The 18,969-nt window shown below is 71.8% G+C and carries 19 protein-coding genes; 10 read left to right on the top strand and 9 right to left on the bottom strand.

The features are described 5' to 3' along the window. The first annotated feature begins 169 nt into the window (after window positions 1-169). Window positions 170-832: a response regulator transcription factor gene (locus tag ACSP97_RS20535; RefSeq protein WP_355324560.1), complete on the top strand. Its 663-nt coding sequence runs from the start codon at window positions 170-172 to the stop codon at window positions 830-832. Between the two features lie 84 nt (window positions 833-916). Here the strand turns inward: ACSP97_RS20535 and ACSP97_RS20530 are convergent, their stop codons facing one another. Then, complete coding sequence (locus ACSP97_RS20530) at window positions 917-1,747, bottom strand: M55 family metallopeptidase (protein WP_355145205.1); 831 nt, start codon at window positions 1,745-1,747, stop codon at window positions 917-919. A 99-nt stretch (window positions 1,748-1,846) separates the two neighbouring features. On the opposite strand from ACSP97_RS20530, the gene ACSP97_RS20525 reads away from it, so the two are divergent. Together ACSP97_RS20525 and ACSP97_RS20520 are read left to right on the top strand one after the other, a co-directional pair. Further along, window positions 1,847-2,122, top strand: a complete 276-nt coding sequence (locus ACSP97_RS20525) for a hypothetical protein (RefSeq protein WP_355145203.1) — start codon at window positions 1,847-1,849, stop codon at window positions 2,120-2,122. Window positions 2,123-2,264: 142 nt separating this feature from the next. Beyond that, window positions 2,265-4,082, top strand: coding sequence for a phosphatidylglycerol lysyltransferase domain-containing protein (locus ACSP97_RS20520; protein WP_358680626.1), 1,818 nt, complete (start codon window positions 2,265-2,267; stop codon window positions 4,080-4,082). 73 nt (window positions 4,083-4,155) lie between these two features. Here the strand turns inward: ACSP97_RS20520 and ACSP97_RS20515 are convergent, their stop codons facing one another. The 4 genes from ACSP97_RS20515 to ACSP97_RS20500 all read right to left on the bottom strand — a co-directional run bounded on the left by ACSP97_RS20515 (window position 4,156) and on the right by ACSP97_RS20500 (window position 8,255). Continuing rightward, the gene (locus ACSP97_RS20515; protein ID WP_355145199.1) at window positions 4,156-5,568 is read right to left on the bottom strand and encodes a sensor histidine kinase; all 1,413 of its coding nucleotides are present in this window, start codon (window positions 5,566-5,568) and stop codon (window positions 4,156-4,158) included. Beyond that, window positions 5,569-6,285 (bottom strand): response regulator transcription factor, encoded by a 717-nt coding sequence (locus tag ACSP97_RS20510; RefSeq protein ID WP_355146000.1) that lies wholly within the window; start codon window positions 6,283-6,285, stop codon window positions 5,569-5,571. 237 nt (window positions 6,286-6,522) lie between these two features. After that, on the bottom strand, window positions 6,523-7,101 hold the full coding sequence (locus ACSP97_RS20505; protein ID WP_355532037.1) for an FMN reductase: 579 nt from the start codon (window positions 7,099-7,101) through the stop codon (window positions 6,523-6,525). Further along, the gene (locus ACSP97_RS20500) at window positions 7,098-8,255 is read right to left on the bottom strand and encodes an LLM class flavin-dependent oxidoreductase (protein WP_440553707.1); all 1,158 of its coding nucleotides are present in this window, start codon (window positions 8,253-8,255) and stop codon (window positions 7,098-7,100) included. Before ACSP97_RS20500 ends, ACSP97_RS20505 begins: the two co-directional genes overlap by 4 nt. A 100-nt stretch (window positions 8,256-8,355) precedes the next feature. On the opposite strand from ACSP97_RS20500, the gene ACSP97_RS20495 reads away from it, so the two are divergent. From ACSP97_RS20495 to ACSP97_RS20485, 3 genes are read left to right on the top strand one after another with little or no spacing between them, the layout of a single operon-like run. Beyond that, window positions 8,356-8,694, top strand: a complete 339-nt coding sequence (locus tag ACSP97_RS20495) for a YnfA family protein (protein ID WP_180329947.1) — start codon at window positions 8,356-8,358, stop codon at window positions 8,692-8,694. Between the two features lie 50 nt (window positions 8,695-8,744). Beyond that, window positions 8,745-9,521: an SDR family NAD(P)-dependent oxidoreductase gene (locus tag ACSP97_RS20490; protein WP_355532765.1), complete on the top strand. Its 777-nt coding sequence runs from the start codon at window positions 8,745-8,747 to the stop codon at window positions 9,519-9,521. Then, window positions 9,521-9,709 (top strand): hypothetical protein, encoded by a 189-nt coding sequence (locus ACSP97_RS20485; RefSeq protein WP_355145190.1) that lies wholly within the window; start codon window positions 9,521-9,523, stop codon window positions 9,707-9,709. Before ACSP97_RS20490 ends, ACSP97_RS20485 begins: the two co-directional genes overlap by 1 nt. Here ACSP97_RS20485 and ACSP97_RS20480 read toward each other — a convergent pair whose 3' ends face one another. The 3 genes from ACSP97_RS20480 to ACSP97_RS20470 form a co-directional block, all read right to left on the bottom strand. Next, window positions 9,710-10,030 carry a hypothetical protein gene (locus ACSP97_RS20480; RefSeq protein WP_205009890.1) on the bottom strand — a complete coding sequence of 107 codons (321 nt, stop codon included), beginning with the start codon at window positions 10,028-10,030 and terminating at the stop codon, window positions 9,710-9,712. It lies immediately after the preceding gene. After that, window positions 10,018-10,308 carry a hypothetical protein gene (locus ACSP97_RS20475; RefSeq protein WP_355532769.1) on the bottom strand — a complete coding sequence of 97 codons (291 nt, stop codon included), beginning with the start codon at window positions 10,306-10,308 and terminating at the stop codon, window positions 10,018-10,020. The genes ACSP97_RS20480 and ACSP97_RS20475 overlap by 13 nt, the downstream gene beginning before the upstream one ends. 92 nt (window positions 10,309-10,400) lie before the next feature. Further along, window positions 10,401-11,594, bottom strand: a complete 1,194-nt coding sequence (locus ACSP97_RS20470; protein ID WP_355532771.1) for an RtcB family protein — start codon at window positions 11,592-11,594, stop codon at window positions 10,401-10,403. A gap of 228 nt (window positions 11,595-11,822) precedes the next feature. Between ACSP97_RS20470 and ACSP97_RS20465 the strand changes: the two genes are divergently transcribed. The 3 genes from ACSP97_RS20465 (at window position 11,823) to ACSP97_RS20455 (ending at window position 15,073) form a co-directional block, all read left to right on the top strand. After that, window positions 11,823-12,644, top strand: coding sequence for a DUF3558 domain-containing protein (locus ACSP97_RS20465; protein WP_355324569.1), 822 nt, complete (start codon window positions 11,823-11,825; stop codon window positions 12,642-12,644). Between the two features lie 212 nt (window positions 12,645-12,856). Continuing rightward, the gene (locus ACSP97_RS20460) at window positions 12,857-13,630 is read left to right on the top strand and encodes a DUF3558 family protein (protein WP_440553703.1); all 774 of its coding nucleotides are present in this window, start codon (window positions 12,857-12,859) and stop codon (window positions 13,628-13,630) included. A 120-nt stretch (window positions 13,631-13,750) separates the two neighbouring features. Next, entirely contained in the window at window positions 13,751-15,073 is a 1,323-nt protein-coding gene (locus ACSP97_RS20455) for a DUF2637 domain-containing protein (protein WP_355145180.1), read from the top strand. Window positions 15,074-15,167: 94 nt separating this feature from the next. Here the strand turns inward: ACSP97_RS20455 and lysS are convergent, their stop codons facing one another. After that, window positions 15,168-16,907: a lysine--tRNA ligase gene (gene lysS, locus ACSP97_RS20450; protein ID WP_355145178.1), complete on the bottom strand. Its 1,740-nt coding sequence runs from the start codon at window positions 16,905-16,907 to the stop codon at window positions 15,168-15,170. A gap of 210 nt (window positions 16,908-17,117) precedes the next feature. On the opposite strand from lysS, the gene argS reads away from it, so the two are divergent. Continuing rightward, on the top strand, window positions 17,118-18,899 hold the full coding sequence (argS, locus tag ACSP97_RS20445; protein WP_440558456.1) for an arginine--tRNA ligase: 1,782 nt from the start codon (window positions 17,118-17,120) through the stop codon (window positions 18,897-18,899). The last annotated feature ends 70 nt before the right edge of the window (window positions 18,900-18,969 follow it).

Here is an 18,969-nt window from a genome sequence, read left to right as displayed (position 1 = left end):
TTCGTCTACAGTTCCGTAGACGGTCTACGGGGCTGTAGACGCTCGTTGTCGGCCGTCCACACGTCGACGCGGTCCGCGGCGGCAGGCACCCGTGCCCGAGCGGCGGTGCCGGCGGCCGTCGTCCGGACCGCCCGTCCCCGTACCCTCGCCGGCAGGCGGCTGGAGAATCATGCGCCCCAGGATCCTTGTCGTCGAAGACGATCACGTCCTGCGGGACGTGCTGCGCCGAGGTCTGTACGACGAGGACTTCGAGCCGGTCTTGGCCGCCGACGGCGCCACCGCCCTGCGCCTGGCCACGTCCGGCATCGCGGCGGCCGTCCTGGACGTCGGCCTGCCCGACGCGGACGGCCGGGACGTGTGCCAGGCGATGCGCGCCAACGGCTTCCCCGGTCCCGTGATCTTCCTGACCGCCCGGCACCACCTCGCCGACCGCCTCTCCGGCTTCTCCGCGGGCGGCGACGACTACCTGCGCAAGCCCTTCCACCTCGCGGAACTGGCCGCGAGACTGCGCGCGCTCCTCAGAAGGACCGCCCCGGCGGCGGTGGCCACGGCCGGGGACCTGGTCCTGGACGCGGTGGACCACAGCATGAGCGTGCACGGTGTCCGTACCGCGCTGTCCCCGACCGAGTTCCGGCTGCTGGCCACCCTCGCCGCCGCCGACGGGTCGCTCGTGCGCCGCCGCGACCTGGTGCGGGCCGGCTGGCCCGAGGGCGCCCGGGTCAGCGACAACACCCTGGACCAGTACCTGAGCCGGCTGCGCCGCAAGCTGCGGGAGACCGGCAGCCGCCTGTCGATCGGCACCGCGCGGGGGATCGGACACCGCCTGTCATGACGTGGAGGCGGAGGAACCGGAACCGGTCATGGAGGCGGGCGTCGCCCGCGCTCCTCGAACCCGGGCGTCCGGCCGTACCGCCGTCTAGCAGTACGGCGCCTGGTTGGTCAGGGACGACGCCACGCGCATCCACACGCCGAACTGGCGGTAGAGGGAGGCGAGCGGGCCGCTCGCCCGGACGGTGCGGTCGTCCTCGGCCGTGACACCGGGGAGGCCGAGCAGGGTCGCGGGGACGGCGGCGGACTGCCAGCGGACGGTGAGGACGGACTCGCCTGCGGCCGGGGCCGGGCGGGCCGGCAGCGTGGTGAGGGCGCCCGCGACCGCGTCCTCGATCGCCTTGCGGGCCTCCGCCTCCGGCCGCAGCTCGGCCGCGAACCGGCCGTGGGCGTACTTCACCGGGACCGTGACCACCGACGCGTCCCACTGCGCCATCTCGGCGCACGCCGCGTCGTCACCGGTGAGCGCCACCACCGGCACGCCCAGCGCCGCCGCCGTGGCGTGGGCGAGGCCGATCTCGCCGACCGGGCGGCCGTCCAGCCAGATGTCCTCGATCTCGTGGCCCATGAAGCTGTGGCTGAGCACGCCCGCGGCGCCGGCCCGGGAGTGGTAGCCGACGCAGACCATCGCGTCGTACTCCCCGGTCAGCCCCTCCAGCATGCCCATCTGCTTGGGCTTGCCGCGCACCAGGCGGACGGCCGGGAGCAGGGCTTCCGGGAGGAGGTTGCGCATCGGGCCGTGGGCGTCGTTGACGAGGACGTCGCTCGCGCCGGCCGCCAGCGCGCCGCGCACCGCCGCGTTCACGTCCTCCGCCATCATGGAGCGGCCGCGCTCGTAGTCCCGGCCGCCCGGCTGGACGTCATCGGCGTCGACGAGGCCGGTGATGCCCTCCATGTCCGCACTCATGTACACACGCATGGCGTCGACCCTAACGGACCCTACGTATTGTAGGTTCCCAACCGGCCACGGCCACCTGGTCGTTCGACCGTCCCTTCCACCACGCCCAACGGGGGAGCCATGCAGGACACGGAGACGGCGCCCGGCGCGGAGATCTGCGCCCGCAGTCTCGCGCCGACCCTGGCCGTGCTCGTCGTCAGCCTCGTCGTCGCGGCCGTCGGGGTGTACGAGCTGTGCGGCTTCGGTCTGCACAGCCTCGACCGGCGCCCGCACCTGTTCAGCGACGGCCTCGCCACCGGAGGGGTGATCGTCGCCGTGGTGGCGGCCGGTGCCGCGGTCGGCAACCTGGCCTGGACCCTGACGTCCGCCCGGCGCGGCATGGAACGGGCGGGCTGACGAGATGTACGAAAGGCCGGAAAGGGCCAGGTAAGAACCTCGCCCGCTACGCTCCTGTCCCGTACGCCGACCGGCGACGCTCCGCCCTACGACCTGTAGGGTCCGCGTAGAACCGTCCCCCTCCCCAAGGTGACCAGTCACCATGCCCGCTCCGCAGTCGACCCTGCCCTCGCCGCACGCCTCCACCCAGACCGGCCCGCGCCGGACGCTCCCGTCGCTCGCCCCCGGCCCGCGGCTGCGCGCCGCGGCGGCCTCGGCCACGGTCTGGTACCTGCGGCTGATCGCCGTACTCAACGTCCTCGCGGTGCTGTCCCTGCCGTTCCGCGAGGAGGTCCACGAGCACAACACCAGCAAGCTCTTCAACGAGCAGCACCCGCACCAGCACGTCGGCGCCTTCTTCACGCCGTACCTGGCCACCGCCGGCCTGGTCTCCGCCGCCCTCGCGATCTTCCTGACGCTGGTGATGCGGCGGCGCAAGCGGGCCGCGTGGCTGACCAACCTGCTGCTCGCCGGCCCGCTCTTCCTGGTCTACGCCGTCGGCCTCACCCAGGACCGGTACGCCGACCACGTCTTCAACTGGGTCTCCGCCGCCCTGACCGGCCTGTTCGTGGCCGCCCTGCTGATCGGCCGGCGCGAGTTCAACGCCGTCGGCGACCCCTCCAACCCCAAGCTGGCGCTGGCCGTCGGCGCGGGCGGACTGCTGGTCACGGGCGGCCTCGGCACCCTGCTGGTGCACGCCACCAACAAGCTGCCCGGCGCCGGCCTCACCGACGAGATCGCCTACACCTACCTGCGCGGCATCAGCGTCGGCGTCTTCGCCGACCGCATCGAGCACGTGCACGCCCCCCGCTGGACCGACATCACGGTCAACGCCCTGCTCGCCGCGGCCTTCTGCCTCGTCCTGTACGCCTGCTTCCGCTCCCCGCGCGGCAAGCAGCTGCTCACCGCCGCCGACGAGGAGAAGCTGCGCGCGCTGCTCGACAAGCACGGCGCCCGCGACTCCCTCGGCTACTTCGCGCTGCGCCGCGACAAGGCGGCCGTCTTCTCCCCCAGCGGCAAGGCGGCGATCACCTACCGCGTCGTCGGCGCGGTCTCCCTCGCCTCCGGCGACCCGATCGGCGATCCCGAGGCGTGGCCCGGCGCCATCGACGCCTGGCTCGCCGAGGCCCGCCGGCACGCGTGGATCCCGGCGGTCATGGGCGCGAGTGAGGAGGCCGGCACCGTCTACGCCCGGCACGGACTCGACGCCCTCGAACTCGGTGACGAGGCCATCGTGGACATCGCCGACTTCACCCTGGAGGGCCGTGCGATGCGCGTGGTCCGCCAGGCCCACAACCGGGTCAAGCGGGCCGGCTACACCGTGCGCGTCCGCCGGCACGAGGACATCCCGGCCGAGGAGATGGCCGTCCTCGTCGACCGCGCCGACCGGTGGCGCGACGGCGCGACCGAGCGCGGCTTCTCCATGGCCCTGGGCCGCCTCGGCGACCCGGCGGACGGCCGCTGCGTGATGCTGGAGTGCCGGGACGCCGACGGCGAGCCCCGCGCCCTGCTCAGCTTCGTGCCCTGGGGCGAGCACGGCCTCTCCCTGGACCTGATGCGCCGCGACCGCGACTGCGAGAACGGCCTGATGGAGTACATGGTCGTCGAGCTGCTGCTGGGCGCGAAGGAGCTGGGCGTGGAACGGGTGTCGCTGAACTTCGCGATGTTCCGCTCGGTCTTCGAGCGCGGTGCCCGCCTCGGCGCGGGCCCGGTGCTGCGGCTGTGGCGCTCGATCCTCACCTTCTTCTCACGCTGGTGGCAGATCGAGTCCCTGTACCGGGCGAACGCGAAGTACCGGCCGGTGTGGGAACCCCGCTTCCTGCTCTTCGCCAAGTCCAGCGACATCCCCCGGATCGGCCTGGCCAGCGCCCGGGCCGAGGGTTTCCTCACCCTGCCGGTGATCGGCGAGCGGTCCTCGTGACCTCCCGGTGAGGGGGCCGGACGGCCGTCTTCCCCGTGAGGGGGGCGGCCGTTCGCCTCCCCGGTGGAGCCGGTCAGCCCCCGCCCACCGTGAAGCCGATCACCGCGCCGCCGCCCTCGCGCCGGTAGGCGAACGGCGCGCCCCCGTGGGCCATCGCGACCTCCCGGACGATGGACAGACCGAGCCCGGAGCCCGGCAGGGAGCGCGCGTCGGCGGCCCGGTAGAAGCGGTCGAAGATCCGGATCAGGTCGCCCTCCGCGATCCCGGGGCCCCGGTCCAGCACCTCCACCCGTACCGTCCCCGGCCGCGCCGGACCGGTCACCTGGACCTCGATCGGCGCCTTGCCCGCACGGTCGAACTTGGCCGCGTTCTCGACCAGGTTGGAGATGGCCCGTTGCAGCATCCCGGGCCGGCCGTCGGTCGTGGTGTCCCCGGCGGCCCGCAGCACGATCTCCCGCCCGGTGCGCCGTGACGCCAGCCCCACCACGTCCTCCGCGATGTCCGCGAGGTCCACCCGCTGCGGCGGCTCGGTGTCGGACTGCCCGGCGGCGAGGTCGACCAACTCGTTGACCAGGTCGGTGAGTTCGCGCGCCTCCTGGGTCAGGTCGGCGACGAGGTCGTCCCGGGTGTCCGGCGGCAGCTCGTCGATGCGCCGCAGCAGCGAGATGTTGGTGCGCAGCGAGGTGAGCGGCGTACGCAGCTCATGGCCCGCGTCCTGGACCAGCCGCCGCTGGTCCTCCTCCGACTGCGCGAGCCGCCCCAGCATCCGGTCGAAGGCGCGGCCGAGCCGTCCCACCTCGTCCAGCCCCGCCACCGGCACCTCGATGCCCAGGCGCCGGGTGCGGGCGACGTCCTCGGCGGCGGAGGTGAGCACCACCAGGCGCCGGGTGATCCGGCGGGCCAGCCACCAGCCGAACAGACCGGCCGCCACCACCACGGCCGCCGTCAGGATCAGCGTCCGCTGCTGGAGGGTGCGCAGCAGGTCCTCGGTGTCGCTGAACTCCTGCGCGACCTGGACCGCGCCCCGGCCGTGGCCGAGCGAGACGGTGGCGATGCGGAAGAGGTCGTCGCCGACCCGTACGTCCTTGTGCTCGGCGACCTTCCCGGCCGTGCGCGCGGTCGCCATCGCCCGGTCGCGGGAGGTGACGGGCAGCACCGGGCTGCCGTGGTCCGTGATCTGCCCCTGCGCGCCGAGCACCTGGACGTCGGTACGGGCGGGGCGGACCAGGTCGTGTCCGGGCCGGGAGGAGGAGAAGTCCTCGGGGACCATCGTGTGCTGGCGCACCTCGTCCCGTACGTCCTGGACGACCTGGCTGAACACCGACTGCTGGTCGACGCGGACCAGCCGGGCGGCGGAGCCGTACGACACGATGCCGACGAGGATGGTGACGGCGGCGGTGACGGCGGCGAAGGAGACGGCGAAGGTGGTGCGCAGGGAGACCAGCTTGGGCCGACGCCGGGCCGGTGTCCGGCGCAGGCGGTCCACTCAGTCCTCCCGCAGCACGTAACCCACGCCCCGCACCGTGTGGATCAGCTGGGGGGCGCCGGGCTCGTCCAGCTTGCGGCGCAGGTAGCCGACGTAGACGGCGAGGTTCTTGGAGCCGGGGCCGAAGTCGTAGCCCCAGATGCGGTCGTAGATGGTGGAGTGGTCGAGCACGATGCCGGCGTTGCGGACCAGCAGCTCCAGCAGCTCGAACTCGGTGCGGGTCAGCTCCAGCTCCCGCCTGCCGCGCCAGACGCGGCGGGCCTGGAGGTCCATGCGCAGGCCGGCGGCCTCGATCTGCCGGTCGGACAGCTGGGGCTCGCCCCGGCCCGCGCCGTCGCCGCCGCTCGTCCCGGCCGGGACCGGGCTGGTGCGGCGCAGCAGGGCGCGCAGCCGGGCGAAGACCTCCTCGACGTCGAAGGGCTTGACCACGTAGTCGTCGGCGCCGGCGTCCAGCCCCGCGATGCGGTCGGCGGTCTCGACGAGGGCGGTGAGCATGAGGATGGGGGTGCGGTCGCCCTCGGCGCGCAGCACGCGGCAGACCTGGAGGCCGTCGATGCCGGGCATCATCACGTCGAGCACGAGGACGTCCGGCGGGGTCTTGTGGGCCTGTGCGAGCGCCTCGACGCCGTCCGCCACCGCCGTCACCTCGTACCCTTCCAGGGTCAGGGCACGCTCCAGGGCATGGCGGATGGCACGGTCGTCTTCGGCGAGCAGCACAGTCTGGGGCACGTACCCAGTTTGCCAAGGTCTCGATCGGTTCGGCCGGGACGGATGGGCCTACGATCACCCTTTTTACCGCCCTCTAACCGTCAAACGCGCAACCACCTCGGGTCCCCTACCGTCTTCTCACCCACCCCGTGGACAGGCCCGAAGCGGCGCGGCCCGGAACCCCCCGCCGCGGACGGCGCCCACCCGGCCGACCGGGTCGCACGGGTGGGCGGCGAGGCGGTGCGCCTACGGTTCCAGCGCCGCCAGTTGCTCGGCGAAGGGCACCACGCCGGGCTCCGTGCGGCGTTCGGCCTTCGGCATCAGGGAGGCCAGTTCCCGGCCCGCCCGCTCGATCCGCTGCGCGAGTCCCTCGGCTCCCCAGTCCTCGGAGGCGGCGTAGACCCCGGTGGGGACGGCCACGGCCTTCAGGTAGGAGAAGAGCGGGCGCAGCGCGTGGTCCAGGACCAGGGAGTGCCGCGCGGTGCCGCCGGTCGCGGCGAGCAGCACCGGCTTGCCGGTCAGCGCGTCCTTGTCCAGCACGTCGAAGAAGGACTTGAACAGCCCGCTGTACGAGGCGGAGAACACGGGCGTGACGACGATCAGCCCGTCCGCCCCGGTCACCGCGTCCTGCGCCGCGGCCAGCGCCTGTCCGGGGAACCCGTTGGTGAGGTGGTGCGCGATCTCCACCGCGAGGTCGCGCACCTCGATCACCTGCACGTCCACCTCCGCGTCGGCCCGCCGGACGACGGCGGCGGCCAGCCGGTCGGCGAGCAGCCGGGTGGAGGACGGGACGCTCAGTCCCGCCGACACGACGACGAGCTTCATACGGTGCTCTCCTCCTTCACGCCCTCGACGCCGTTCGCGTCCTGCGCGTCCTTCGCGTCCTTCGCGTCCTGCGCGTCCTTGGCGTCCTTCGCGGCGAGCAGGGACCGGTGGGTGGGGGCGTCCGGCACGCCGGCCGGGCGGTTCTTCGCGAACTCCGCGCGCAGCACCGGCACGACCTCCTCGCCGAGCATGTCCAGCTGCTCCAGGACGGTCTTCAGCGGCAGCCCCGCGTGGTCCATCAGGAACAGCTGGCGCTGGTAGTCGCCGGCGTACTCCCGGAAGGACAGGGTCCGCTCGATCACCTGCTGCGGGGAACCCACCGTCAGCGGGGTCTGCTCGGTGAACTCCTCCAGCGACGGACCGTGCCCGTACACCGGGGCGTTGTCGAAGTACGGCCGGAACTCGCGCACCGCGTCCTGCGAGTTCCGGCGCATGAACACCTGACCGCCCAGCCCGACGACCGCCTGCTCCGGCGTGCCGTGCCCGTAGTGGGCGTACCGGTTGCGGTACAGCTCGATCATCCGCCGGGTGTGCCCCATGGGCCAGAAGATGTTGTTGTGGAAGAAGCCGTCGCCGTAGTAGGCCGCCTGCTCGGCGATCTCCGGCGAACGGATCGAGCCGTGCCACACGAACGGCGCCACCCCGTCCAGCGGGCGCGGCGTCGAGGTGAAGCCCTGCAACGGCGTGCGGAACCTGCCCTCCCAGTCCACGACGTCCTCACGCCACAGCCGGCGCAGCAGCGCGTAGTTCTCCACCGCCAGGTTGATGCCCTCGCGGATGTCCTTGCCGAACCACGGATACACCGGACCGGTGTTGCCCCGGCCCATCATCAGGTCCACCCGCCCGTCCGCCAGGTGCTGGAGCATCGCGAAATCCTCCGCGATCTTCACCGGGTCGTTCGTCGTGATCAGCGTGGTCGACGTGGACAGGACCAGCCTCTCGGTGCGCGCGGCTATGTAACCGAGCATCGTGGTCGGCGACGACGGCACGAACGGCGGATTGTGGTGCTCCCCCGTCGCGAACACGTCCAGACCGACCTCCTCCGCCTTCAGCGCGATCGCGACCATCGCCTTGATCCGCTCACGCTCGGACGGCACCCGCCCCGTGGTCGGGTCCGGCGTGACGTCACCGACCGTGAAGATCCCGAACTGCATGGTCGCTCACCTTCCCAAGTTGTTTACGTTTCAACTATACCCCGCCAACAGAGCCCCACCTCCGGATATTCCGGAGCAGGCGCCGTGCGAAGCTGCCCCCATGCCGATCCTGCGTTCCGCCGCCCTCTTCGTCGTCGCCGCGCTGTTCGAGATCGGCGGCGCCTGGCTGGTCTGGCAGGGCGTGCGGGAGCACCGGGGCTGGCTGTGGGCGGCCGGCGGGGTGCTCGCGCTCGGGGCGTACGGCTTCGTCGCCACCTTCCAGCCGGACGCCCACTTCGGCCGCATCCTGGCCGCGTACGGCGGCATCTTCGTGGCGGGCTCGCTGCTGTGGGGCGCGGTCGCCGACGGCTACCGCCCCGACCGCTGGGACGTCACCGGCGCGCTGGTCTGCCTCGCCGGCATGGCCCTGATCATGTGGGCGCCGAGGAACGGCGGCTGACCCTCGCCTACATTGGACGCACGTCCGCCGATCCACCCGAGGAGCAGCCCATGGCCACGTCCGCCCCGTCCGCCGCCTCCCGCATCGCCGTCGTCACCGGCGCGAGCAGCGGTATCGGCGCCGCGACGGCCCGGCAGCTCGCCGCGGCCGGCTACCGCGTGGTGCTCACCGCCCGCCGCAAGGACCGCATCGAGGCGCTGGCCGAGGAGATCAACGCGGCCGGTCACTCGGCGACGGCGTACCCGCTGGACGTGACGGACCGCGCGGCCGTGGACGAGTTCGCCACGGCCTTCACGACCATCGGCGTCCTGGTGAACAACGCGGGCGGCGCGCTCGGCGCCGACCCGGTGGCCACCGGCGACCCGGCCGACTGGCGCACGATGTACGAGACGAACGTCATCGGCACCCTGAACCTCACCCAGGCCCTGCTGCCCAAGCTGGAGGCGAGCGGCGACGGGGTCGTGGTGGTCGTCTCCTCCACCGCCGGCCACGCCACCTACGAGGGCGGCGCCGGCTACGTCGCCGCCAAGCACGGCGCCCACGTCCTCGCCGAGACGCTCCGCCTGGAGATCGTCGGCAGCCCGGTGCGCGTCGTGGAGATCGCGCCCGGCATGGTGCGGACCGAGGAGTTCGCCCTCACCCGCTTCGGCGGCGACGCGGAGAAGGCGGCGAAGGTCTACGCGGGCGTGGCCGAGCCGCTGACCGCCGAGGACGTGGCCGAGACCATCACCTGGGCGGTGACCCGGCCCAGCCACGTCAACATCGACCTCCTGGTCGTACGCCCCCGCGCCCAGGCCTCCAACACCAAGGTCCACCGGGAGCGGTGATGGCGGAGGAACCCGCCGGTGCCGGGGACGCGCCCGAGACCCTCACCCCCGCCGAGGCCTACGACAAGCGCCGCCTCGCCCAGGAGAAGCGGGACGAGCGCAAGGTCTGGTACTTCCTGGCCTACTTCCTCTTCGGCATCCACCTGGTGGCGTTCGTCATGATCTACGCCGTGCGCCACGCCAAGTGATCACCGGCCGGCGGGGGCCCGGCAGGACGGGTCGTCCACGATGACCGCGTGCGCGGGCAGGATCTTGACGTCGTCCTTGTCCTCGACCTTGACGAACTTGGTGGTGGCGTAGCCCCGCTTGCCCTCGCCGACGCACTTGGTGGCCAGGTTCCCGAACCCGTCGGGGAAGTTGTAGACCTCGGCGGGCGAGTCCTCCCCGGCCCGGCCCGACACCGGCGCGTCCGCCTTGCCCCGCTCCTCGTAGTGCTGCCGGGAGCAGCCGCCGAGCAGCAGCACCGCGCCGAGCACGGTCACGGCGAGGCCCGCGCTCAGCCGGCGCACGCCTTGTCCTCCACGATCTGCACGTTCGACGGCGCGTTGGCGTTGGTGGTCACATAGGCCCGGTACCCGTGCCCGACGCACTTGGTGGCCAGGTTCCCGAACCCGTCGGGGAAGTTGTAGACCTCGGCGGGCGTGTTGTCCCCGGCCCTGCCCTGCACGGGCGCGTCGCCCTTGCCGCGCTGGTCGTCGTAGTGCTGCGAGCAGCCCGCCAGCAGAGCCGCCACGGCCACCGCCAGGCCCGCGGCCCGGACCGCCCCTCTTGTGCGCACTCGGTTCATCGGCCTTCCCCCTCCGGAGAGTTGACGCGTGCACCAAGAGGACAGCGGGGCGGCCCGCCGTGGTTCCGCCCCGCCGTGCGGCGAGGGCCCGCTCAGCCCTTCACGCAGACGACCTGCTTCAGCTTGGCCACGACCTCCACCAGGTCGCGCTGCTGCTCGATGACCTGGTCGATGGACTTGTAGGCGCCCGGGATCTCGTCCACGACGCCGGAGTCCTTGCGGCACTCCACGCCCCGGGTCTGCTCCTCCAGGTCCCTGGCGGTGTACCGCCGCTTGGCCGCGTTGCGGCTCATGCGCCGGCCCGCGCCGTGCGAGGCCGAGTTGAAGGAGTCGTCGTTGCCCAGGCCCCGCACGATGTACGACCCCGTGCCCATGGAGCCCGGGATGATCCCGAACTCCCCGGACCCCGCCCGGATCGCGCCCTTGCGGGTCACCAGCAGGTCCATGCCCTCGTACCGCTCCTGCGCCACGTAGTTGTGGTGGCAGGAGATCTCCGGCTCGAAGGAGGGCTTGGCCTTCTTGAACTCCTTGCGGATCACGTCCTTCAGGAGCGCCATCATCAGGGTGCGGTTGTGCTTGGCGTACTCCTGCGCCCAGAACAGGTCGTTGCGGTACGCCGCCATCTGCGGGGTGTCCGCGACGAAGACGGCGAGGTCGCGGTCGACCAGGCCCTGGTTGTGCGGGAGCTTCTGGGCCACGCCGATGTGGTGCTCGGCCAGTTCCTTGCCGATGTTGCGGGAACCGGAGTGCAGCATCAGCCAGACCGCGCCCGCGGTGTCCGTGCAGACCTCGATGAAGTGGTTGCCGCCGCCGAGCGTGCCCATCTGCCTGACGGCGCGCTCCTGCCGGAACCGGACCGCGTCGGCCACGCCGTCGAACCGCCCCCAGAACTCGTCCCATCCGCTGGTGGCGAGGCCGTGGAAGCCGCCGGGCTCGACCGGGTCGTCGTGCATCCCGCGCCCGACCGGAATGGCCTGCTCGATCCTCGTCCGCAGCCGGGACAGGTCGCCCGGCAGGTCGTTCGCGGTCAGCGACGTCTTCACCGCCGACATCCCGCAGCCGATGTCCACCCCGACGGCGGCCGGACAGACCGCGTCCCGCATCGCGATCACCGAACCGACCGTCGCGCCCTTGCCGTAGTGCACGTCCGGCATGACCGCGAGGCCCTTGATCCAGGGCAGGGTGGCGACGTTCTGCAACTGGCGCAGGGCGACGTCCTCCACCGTCGCCGGGTCCGTCCACATCCGGATCGGCACCCGCGCGCCCGGTATCTCCACGTATGGCATGACTTCCTCGTTCCCCCGGAAAAGACAACAAAAGGCTTAGAAGCAACAAAAAGGAAAAGCAACGCCAGAAGCGCTGACAGCGGACTTCGAACCGGCGTTCACGGCGGCGCGTGCGATACACATTGTCTCCAGGCCGGACCCCGCCGCGGCAAGCGAATAACCAGCGGGGACACTGGTGCGACCATCGAGCGCATCCGTCGGAGCGCAGCCGTCGAGAGGAGCCCGCCCGTGCAGCGGAAGGCGTATGTAACCGGCACCGCCGCCCTCCTCGCGGCGCTGCTGACCGGCTGCACGGGCGGCTCCGGCGGCTCCGGCGCCGCGGACGACGCCAACCCCGGCGACGCCGGCACCGCCACGGCCGCCGCCCAGCCCGGCAGGTACCGCACCCTGCCCGAACCCTGCGGCGCGGTCGGCCACGACACCCTCGACTCCCTGCTGCCCGGCATCAAGCAGATCACCGACCCCAGCCAGCGGGACAAGGCCTACCAGGGCGAGGCCGAACTGACCTACGACACCGACCGCAAGGTCGGCTGCCGCTGGAAGGTCGCCTCCGCCGACGCCACCGACCGGCTCTCCGTCGACCTCGAACGCGTGGTGTCGTACGACAACACGGTCAGCGACGACGACCAGGCCGACCAGCTCTTCCGGCAGAAGGAGACGGCCGCCCACCTCCCCGAGCCGAGCGGCACCCCCTCGGCGCCCGCCACGCACGGCGACGAGCCGAGCGGCACCCCCTCCGGCTCCGCCTCCGCCGCGGACGCCACCGGCGGCCCCTCCTCCGCACCGGGCTCCACCTCCACCTCGCCCGACCTCCAACCGCGCACCCTCTCCGACCTCGGTGACGAGGCGTATCTCGACGACCAGCTCGCCGGGTCCGGATCGACGGCCGCACAGCGGACGGTGACTGTGGTCTTCCGCACGTCCAACGTCGTCGTCACCATCCAGTACGAGGAGCAGCCGATGGCCGCCGGAACGACCCCCGACAGCAAGGAAATGCAGGACAGGGCCCGGAAACTGGCCTCCCGGCTGGACGGCGCGCTCGGCGGCTGATCCACTTCCCGGCCCCGGCGACCCCCGTCCGCGAAGCCCCCGGACGGAAACCGCACAGCTCCTTCACCGCGTACGGTGGGGCCCCGCAGGAACCCGCACGAACACCGAGCGTCATGAGTGAAGGAACCATGCAGCGAGACGACCGAGCCCACCTGAGCCAGCGAACCAGGAACCTCCGCCGTGTTCTTGTCTGCGCGGCAGCCGTTCCCGCGATGCTGATCACCGCGGCCTGCTCCTCCGACTCCGGCGACTCCAAGCCCAAGAGCGACGCCGGCGCGAGCGCCGGGCAGTCGGCGAGCGGCAGCGCGACGCCCTCCGCCAGCGCTTCCCCGACGCTGGAGCCGGCCACGTACACGACGCTCCCGAACCCCTGCAAGGTGCTGTCGGACAAGACCCTGGGCGACCTGGTCCCCAAGGCCGACACCGCGGGCAAGAAGGGCAGTTCGGACGAACCGTCGTCCCGTTCCTCCTGCTCCTGGAGCAGCCTGGCCAACAACGGCGTCAAGGGCTCCCAGTTCCGCTGGCTGAACGTCTCCCTGCTGCGCTTCGACTCCGACACCGCGCGCGGCTCCGCCAACACCCAGGCGCACGCGTACTTCGGCAACCAGGTCAAGGACTCCCAGTCGGTGGACGGCGGCACCAACGCCAAGGTCCAGCCGGTCTCCGGCGTCGGCGACGAGGCGACCGCGGTCCGCTACGACCTGAAGAAGAAGGAAGGCCTGTTCAAGCAGGAGACGATCGTCGCCCGGGTGCAGAACATCGTCGTCACCCTCGACTACAACGGCGCGGGCCTCGCGGGCGACAAGACCCCCGACGCCGACGACATCGCCAAGTCCGCGGAGAAGGCCGTCAAGGAGGTCGTGGCCTCGATCTCCTCCGCCGGCAAGGGCACCTCCGCGGGCGGCTCGTCGGCGAGCCCCTCCTCGTCCGCCAAGTCGCCCTCGGCCGACGCTTCTTCGTCCAAGTCGTCCGACAAGAAGGGCTGACCGAACGGGCTTACGACCCACCGGCCCCACGTGTCCCGCACACGTGTGCCACCCTGTTGCGTCGCAACAACAGGCAACGGGAGGGGAGTACGAGTGGCCGCGCCACCGCAGCTGACTCGGATGCACCGGATACTCATCGGCGTGGTCGTGGGCGGTGCCCTGATCATCGCGGGAATCGGTTTCGCCGGTTCCTACGCGGCCGTCCGTGAGCTGGCCTGGAAGAAGGGCTTCGGGAACTTCGCCTATGTGTTCCCGGTCGGCATCGACGCGGGCATCTGTGTCCTGCTCGCCCTGGACCTGCTGCTGACCTGGATCCGCATCCCCTTCCCGCTGCTGCGCCAGACCGCCTGGCTGCTGACGGCGGCGACGATCGCGTTCAACGGCGCCGCCGCCTGGCCGGACCCGCTGGGCGTCGGCATGCACGCGGTGATCCCGGTGCTCTTCGTCGTCTCCGTCGAGGCGGCCCGGCACGCCGTCGGCCGCATCGCCGACATCACGGCCGACAGGCACATGGAGGGCGTCCGGATCACCCGCTGGCTGCTCTCCCCGGTGCCGACGTTCCTGCTGTGGCGTCGCATGAAGCTCTGGGAGCTGCGCTCCTACGACCAGGTCATCAAGCTCGAACAGGAACGCCTCGTCTACCAGGCCCGGCTCCGTTCCCGCTTCGGCCGCGCCTGGCGCCGCAAGGCCCCGGTCGAGTCCCTGATGCCCCTGCGGCTGGCCCGCTACGGCGTCCCGCTGGCGGAGACCGCCCCCTCGGGCCTGCTGGCCGCGGGGATAGAACCGGTCCTGCTGCCCCCGGCGCCGGCGGCCGAGCTGACGGCGGGGGTTCCGGTGGCGGCCGGCACGGGGACGGCGGCCGGTACCGGTGCGGGCCCGTCGGCCGACGCCACCGCGCCCGCACAGGCCGGACCCGAACGGGCCGTACCCGCGCAGCCCGCCGCCGCGCCCGCGCCGCACGGCGAGCAGCACCCCCAGGCCCCCCAGAGTCCCCCGGGCCCCCTGCCGGACGACCAGAGCCCCTGGTTCCAGGCGCCCCGCGAGGTCGAGTACCACGGCGACTACGACCCGACCTACGAGCCGCCCCCGGAGCCCCAGTACGAGCCGGAGGAGCAGTACGAGGACTGGTACGAGGACCAGCCCCCGGAGCAGTTCCAGCAGCCCTCCCCCGAGGAGACCGGCAGCTTCCCGATCCCGGTGAGCCACAACCGCACCCGGGAACTGGGCGAGGGCGGCGGCTTCCCCGAGCCCGAGCCGACCGAGGAGGACTACTACCAGGTCTTCCGCAAGTCGATAGACGGCAGCTACCCGACCGGCGCCCAGTTCAAGGACAACGTCGAGGCGACCTTCGGCATCGCCCTCCCGCTGGAGCGGGCCAACCGCATGGTCGAGCACTTCAGCGAGCACCACGACGCACAGCTGCGGGAATACCCCATCGCGTAGGGAACGCGCGGACCTGCCGCCGGAGAACGAGCGGACATGACGAAGGGGCCCTCCCGAAGGAGGGCCCCTTCCGCGCGTCCGCGTCACATCGGCGTCACTCGCCGAGCAGGCTCCGCACCCGCTCCTGGCCCACCGCCAGCAGCAGCGTGGGCAGCCGCGGCCCGGTGTCCCGGCCCACGAGCAGCTGGTACAGCAGCGCGAAGAAGGACCGCTGGGCGGTCTTGATCTCCGGCGGCAGCTCCTTCGGCGTCGCGTCCGCCGAGAACCCGGCCTGCACCTTCGGCACGCCGTACACGAGGTGCGTCAGACCGTCCAGCGACCAGTGCTCGGCCAGGCCGTCGAGCAGCAGCCGCACCGACCGCTGCGACGCCTCGTCCAGCGACTTCAGCAGCTCGGCGTCCGGCTCCTCGCGCACGATGGTCCGCTGGTCCGCCGGCACGTGCGTGTTGATCCACGCCTCGGCCTTGTCGTAGCGCGGGCGCGCCTCGTCCAGCGAGCCCAGCGGCCGCTCCGGGTCCAGCTCGGAGAGGATGCGCAGCGCCTGGTCCTCGTGGCCCGCCGTGATGTCGGCGACGGAGGCCAGCGTCCGGTACGGCAGCGGGCGCGGCGTCTTCGGCAGCTCGCCGGCCGCCGTGCCCACCGCGCGGGTGTACGCGGCGACGTCGCCCGGCAGCGCGGAGCCGTCGGCGACCTTCGCGGCGAGCTTGTCCCACTCGTCGTACAGCCGCTGGATCTCCTGGTCGAAGGCGATCTTGAAGGACTGGTTGGGCCGGCGGCGCGCGTACAGCCAGCGCAGCAGCTGCGGCTCCATGATCTTCAGCGCGTCCGCCGGGGTCGGCACGCCACCGCGCGAGGACGACATCTTGGCCATGCCGGAGATGCCGACGAACGCGTACATCGGGCCGATGGGCTGCTTGCCGTCGAAGATCCCGACGATCTGCCCGCCCACCTGGAAGGACGACCCCGGGGAGGAGTGGTCGACACCGCTCGGCTCGAAGATCACGCCCTCGTAGGCCCAGCGCATCGGCCAGTCGACCTTCCAGACCAGCTTGCCGCGGTTGAACTCGGCGAGCCGGACGGTCTCGGTGAAACCGCACTCGTTGCAGGTGTACGACAGCTCGGTGGTGTCGTCGTCGTACGAGGTGACCGTGGTCAGGTCCTTCTCGCAGTTGCCGCAGTACGGCTTGTACGGGAAGTACCCGGCGGAGCCGGAGGAGCCGTCGTCCTCGGACGCGGCGCCGGAGCCCTCCTCGGCCTCCAGCTCCGCCTCGTCCACGGCCTTCTGCTGCTGCTTCTTGGCCTTGGGCTTGGTGCGGTACTGGGCGAGGATCGCGTCGATGTCGCCCCGGTGCCTCATGGCGTGCAGGATCTGCTCGCGGTAGGCGCCGGAGGTGTACTGCTCGGTCTGGCTGATCCCGTCGAACTCGACGCCCAGCTCGGCCAGCGACTCGACCATGGCGGCCTTGAAGTGCTCGGCCCAGTTCGGGTACGTGGAGCCCTTCGGGGCCGGGACCGAGGTCAGCGGCTTGCCGATGTGCTCGGCCCAGGAGTCGTCGACGCCGGCGATGCCCGCCGGGACCTTGCGGTAGCGGTCGTAGTCGTCCCAGGAGATCAGGTGGCGGACCCGGTACCCGCGGCGGCGGATCTCGTCGGCGACCAGGTGCGGGGTCATGACCTCGCGCAGGTTGCCCAGGTGGATGGGACCGGACGGGGAGAGTCCGGACGCGACCACGACCGGTTTGCCCGGGGCCCGGCGCTCCGACTCCTCGATGACCTCATCCGCGAAACGGGAGACCCAGTCGGTGGTCTCGGTGCTCTGAGCCACGATCGGCACGTCCTTCTTTCTCCATCGGGCAGCCGCAGCGGTCGCACGGCTGACCGCTCCATTGTCCCAGGCGGGACCACATCCACGAAAACGGCTTTTCAACGCGTTGGACGGCCCTCCCGCGGCCCGCGTTCACCGGTGGACCGGAAAATTCGTTGGACCCCCCGTGGGATACTGGGCGTGACCATCCATCCCCACGAGGAGAACGGCACTCCACCTATGGCCTCGGTCACGTCCCTCAGCGACTCCGTCCGGCAGCACCTCGCGTCCGCCCTCTCGGCCACCCTGCCGGAGGCCGCCGACGCGGACCCGCTGCTGCGACGAAGCGACCGGGCCGACTTCCAGGCCAACGGGATCCTGGCCCTCGCCAAGAAGGCGAAGGCCAACCCGCGCGAGCTCGCCACCCAGGTCGTCGCCCAGGTGACCTCCGGCCCCGTGATCGAGGACATCGAGGTCTCCGGCCCCGGCTTCCTCAACATCACCGTCTCCGACCGGGCGATCACCGAGAACCTCGCCGCGCGGTACGCGGACGAGGCCGGCCGCCTCGGCGTCCCGTTCGCCGCGAACCCGGGCACCACGGTGATCGACTACGCGCAGCCGAACGTGGCCAAGGAGATGCACGTCGGCCACCTGCGCTCCGCGGTGATCGGCGACTCGGTCGTCCAGCTCCTGGAGTTCACCGGCGAGACCGTGATCCGCCGCCACCACATCGGCGACTGGGGCACCCAGTTCGGCATGCTCATCCAGTACCTGGACGAGCACCCGCACGAGCTGGACCACAAGCGGTCCGCCGAGGACACCGCCGCCTCCGGCGAGGAGGCGATGTCCAACCTGGACCGCCTCTACAAGGCCGCCCGGAAGCTCTTCGACTCCGACGAGGAGTTCAAGACCCGCGCCCGCCGCCGGGTGGTAGACCTCCAGGCAGGCGACCCGCGCACGCTCGCGATGTGGCAGAAGTTCGTGGACGAGTCGAAGATCTACTTCTTCTCCGTCTTCGAGAAGCTGGACATGGAGGTCCGGGACGCGGACATCGTCGGCGAGTCCGGGTACAACGACATGCTGGCCGAGACCTGCCGCCTGCTGGAGGAGTCCGGCGTCGCGGTCCGCTCCGAGGGCGCGCTCTGCGTCTTCTTCGACGACATCAAGGGCCCGGACGGCAACCCGGTCCCGCTGATCGTCCAGAAGTCCGACGGCGGCTACGGCTACGCGGCCACCGACCTCTCCGCGATCCGCGACCGCGTCTTCAACCTCAAGGCGAGCACCCTCCTGTACGTGGTGGACGCCCGCCAGGCCCTGCACTTCCGGATGGTCTTCGAGACCGCCCGCCGGGCCGGCTGGCTGAACGACGACGTGACCGCCTTCCAGCTGGCCTTCGGCACGGTCCTGGGCAAGGACGGCAAGCCGTTCAAGACGCGTGCGGGCGAGACGGTCAAGCTCCAGGACCTGCTGGACGAGGCGGTCGACCGCGCGACGGCGGTGGTCCGGGACAAGGCCGAGAAGGTGGGCCTGACCGAGCAGGAGATCGAGGAGAACGGCCGGTACGTCGGCATCGGCGCGGTCAAGTACGCCGACCTGTCCACGTCGGCGGTGCGGGACTACAAGTTCGACCTGGACCAGATGGTCTCGCTCAACGGCGACACCTCCGTCTACCTCCAGTACGCCTACGCCCGCATCCAGTCCATCCTGCGCAAGGCCGGCGACACCCGCCCCGCGGCCCACCCGGAGCTGGCACTGGCCCCGGCCGAGCGCGCGCTGGGCCTCCACCTGGACCAGTTCGCCGAGACGGTCCTGGAGGTGGCCACGTCGTACGAGCCGCACAAGCTGGCCGCCTACCTCTACCAGCTGGCCTCGCACCTGACGACCTTCTACGACCAGTGCCCGGTCCTGAAGGCCGACACCCCCGCCCAGACCGAGAACCGCCTCTTCCTGGTCGACCTCACCGCCCGCACCCTGCACCAGGGCATGTCCCTGCTGGGCATCAGGACCCCCGAGAAGCTCTGACCGCGGGCCCTCGGCGGCTGCGGAGCCCGTCTCCGCGGCCGTCCGGGCGGTGGGCGCCGCCGGCCGGCTG

It is taken from the genome of Streptomyces sp. SCPE 10 (assembly GCF_051980735.1).
In the GTDB taxonomy this organism is placed as follows: domain Bacteria; phylum Actinomycetota; class Actinomycetes; order Streptomycetales; family Streptomycetaceae; genus Streptomyces; species Streptomyces misionensis.
Note: the sequence above shows the minus strand (reverse complement) of the source record. Positions and strands in the feature narration are given on the sequence as shown.

What these genes read in the sequence shown, in the direction of transcription:
- ACSP97_RS20520 (WP_358680626.1), top strand. Translation starts at nt 2,265, where the DNA reads ATGCCCGCTCCGCAGTCGACCCTGCCCTCGCCGCACGCCTCCACCCAG.
- ACSP97_RS20455 (WP_355145180.1), top strand. Translation starts at nt 13,751, where the DNA reads ATGCACCGGATACTCATCGGCGTGGTCGTGGGCGGTGCCCTGATCATC.
- ACSP97_RS20475 (WP_355532769.1), bottom strand. Translation starts at nt 10,308, where the DNA reads ATGAACCGAGTGCGCACAAGAGGGGCGGTCCGGGCCGCGGGCCTGGCG.
- ACSP97_RS20470 (WP_355532771.1), bottom strand. Translation starts at nt 11,594, where the DNA reads ATGCCATACGTGGAGATACCGGGCGCGCGGGTGCCGATCCGGATGTGG.
- ACSP97_RS20460 (WP_440553703.1), top strand. Translation starts at nt 12,857, where the DNA reads ATGCTGATCACCGCGGCCTGCTCCTCCGACTCCGGCGACTCCAAGCCC.
- ACSP97_RS20490 (WP_355532765.1), top strand. Translation starts at nt 8,745, where the DNA reads ATGGCCACGTCCGCCCCGTCCGCCGCCTCCCGCATCGCCGTCGTCACC.
- ACSP97_RS20495 (WP_180329947.1), top strand. Translation starts at nt 8,356, where the DNA reads ATGCCGATCCTGCGTTCCGCCGCCCTCTTCGTCGTCGCCGCGCTGTTC.
- ACSP97_RS20530 (WP_355145205.1), bottom strand. Translation starts at nt 1,747, where the DNA reads ATGCGTGTGTACATGAGTGCGGACATGGAGGGCATCACCGGCCTCGTC.
- ACSP97_RS20485 (WP_355145190.1), top strand. Translation starts at nt 9,521, where the DNA reads ATGGCGGAGGAACCCGCCGGTGCCGGGGACGCGCCCGAGACCCTCACC.
- ACSP97_RS20535 (WP_355324560.1), top strand. Translation starts at nt 170, where the DNA reads ATGCGCCCCAGGATCCTTGTCGTCGAAGACGATCACGTCCTGCGGGAC.
- argS (WP_440558456.1), top strand. Translation starts at nt 17,118, where the DNA reads ATGGCCTCGGTCACGTCCCTCAGCGACTCCGTCCGGCAGCACCTCGCG.
- ACSP97_RS20505 (WP_355532037.1), bottom strand. Translation starts at nt 7,101, where the DNA reads ATGAAGCTCGTCGTCGTGTCGGCGGGACTGAGCGTCCCGTCCTCCACC.
- ACSP97_RS20500 (WP_440553707.1), bottom strand. Translation starts at nt 8,255, where the DNA reads ATGCAGTTCGGGATCTTCACGGTCGGTGACGTCACGCCGGACCCGACC.
- ACSP97_RS20525 (WP_355145203.1), top strand. Translation starts at nt 1,847, where the DNA reads ATGCAGGACACGGAGACGGCGCCCGGCGCGGAGATCTGCGCCCGCAGT.